The sequence below is a fragment of the Croceicoccus estronivorus genome, from assembly GCF_001625325.1.
In the GTDB taxonomy this organism is placed as follows: domain Bacteria; phylum Pseudomonadota; class Alphaproteobacteria; order Sphingomonadales; family Sphingomonadaceae; genus Caenibius; species Caenibius estronivorus.
On the sequence record NZ_JRQQ01000021.1, the window covers coordinates 1 to 1,325 of the forward strand.

A 1,325-nucleotide genomic window follows, 5' to 3' on the forward strand; every position below is an offset into this window, starting at 1 on the left:
TCGACACGTCCGCCTCGGTGCAGTGCGTCGCCACACGCACTGAACGCACACCCAGGTCATAAGCCCGCCTGAGTTCCTCAACCGTGCCCACACCCGGCAGGATCAGAGTCGTCAGAACGCACTTGTCCAGCACTTCGGCAACCGCACCGATCCATTCCCAGTCGGTATGGGCGCCAAAGCCGTAGTTGAAGCTCGCGCCTGACAGGCCGTCCCCATGGGCCACCTCGATGGCATCCACGCCCGCGGCATCGAGCGCCCTGGCAATCGCCTGAACATGATCGATCCCGTACATGTGACGGATGGCATGCATGCCATCGCGCAAGGTCACGTCCTGGATGTACAGCTTGTCGCCTGCTTCGACGTTGAACTTTCCGGTCATTTCCAGTCCTTTCCTCAGGCGGCGGCCGCAGCCATGCGGCGCTGGGCAAGCAGTTCGCCCGTCGCCTTGGCGGCAGCGGTCATGATGTCGAGATTGCCGGAATAGCTGGGCAGATAGTCGCCAGCCCCTTCGACCTCGAGCATGATCATCGTCTTGATGCCCGTGAACTCGCCCATGCCCGGGATCTTGAGCTTGTTGTTGTCGCCATAGCGTTCAAACTGCACTTCCTGCTTCAGGCGATAGCCCGGAACGTACTTCTGAACTTCGGCCGCCATCTCCTTCACCGACTGGCGGATCGTTTCCTCATCCGCCCCTTCCGACAGCGTGAAGACCGTATCGCGCATGATCATCGGCGGTTCCGCCGGGTTGAGAATGATGATCGCCTTGCCCCGGGTCGCCCCACCGACCTTCTCGATCGCATTCGCAGTGGTGCGCGTGAACTCGTCGATATTGGCCCGCGTGCCAGGCCCTGCCGAACGCGACGAGACCGATGCCACGATCTCCGCATAGTGAACCTTGGCCACCCGGCTGACCGCCGCGACCATCGGGATCGTCGCCTGACCGCCACACGTCACCATGTTCACGTTCGGCTCGTCCAGATGCTCGTTCATGTTCACCGGAGGAACCGTAAACGGACCAATCGCCGCAGGCGTCAGGTCCACAACCTGAATGCCATCGGCACGCAAAGCCTCGTCATGCACCTTGTGCGCATAAGCACTCGTCGCATCGAACGCGATCCCGATCTCAGGATAACACGCCAGCTTCTTCAGACCCTCGATACCCTCATGCGTCGTCGCAACACCATGTTCGCGCGCCATCGCAAGACCCTCGGAATTCGGATCAATCCCGACAACAGCCGCCAACTCCATGTTCTCTGGATGCTTCAGCATCTTCATCATCAAATCAGTCCCAATATTACCAGAACCAATTATCGCAGCCTTTATCC

1 protein-coding gene and 1 pseudogene are annotated in these 1,325 nt (G+C 60.0%); both read right to left on the bottom strand.

What is annotated here, in order from left to right; all coding sequences use genetic code 11:
- A pseudogene (locus tag MB02_RS17270) lies at nt 1–379 on the bottom strand (4-hydroxy-2-oxovalerate aldolase); the annotation flags it as partial.
- Nucleotides 380–393: 14 nt separating this feature from the next.
- Nucleotides 394–1,323, bottom strand: coding sequence for an acetaldehyde dehydrogenase (acetylating) (locus MB02_RS17275; protein WP_170304783.1), 930 nt, complete (start codon nt 1,321–1,323; stop codon nt 394–396).
- Nucleotides 1,324–1,325 lie beyond the last annotated feature (2 nt).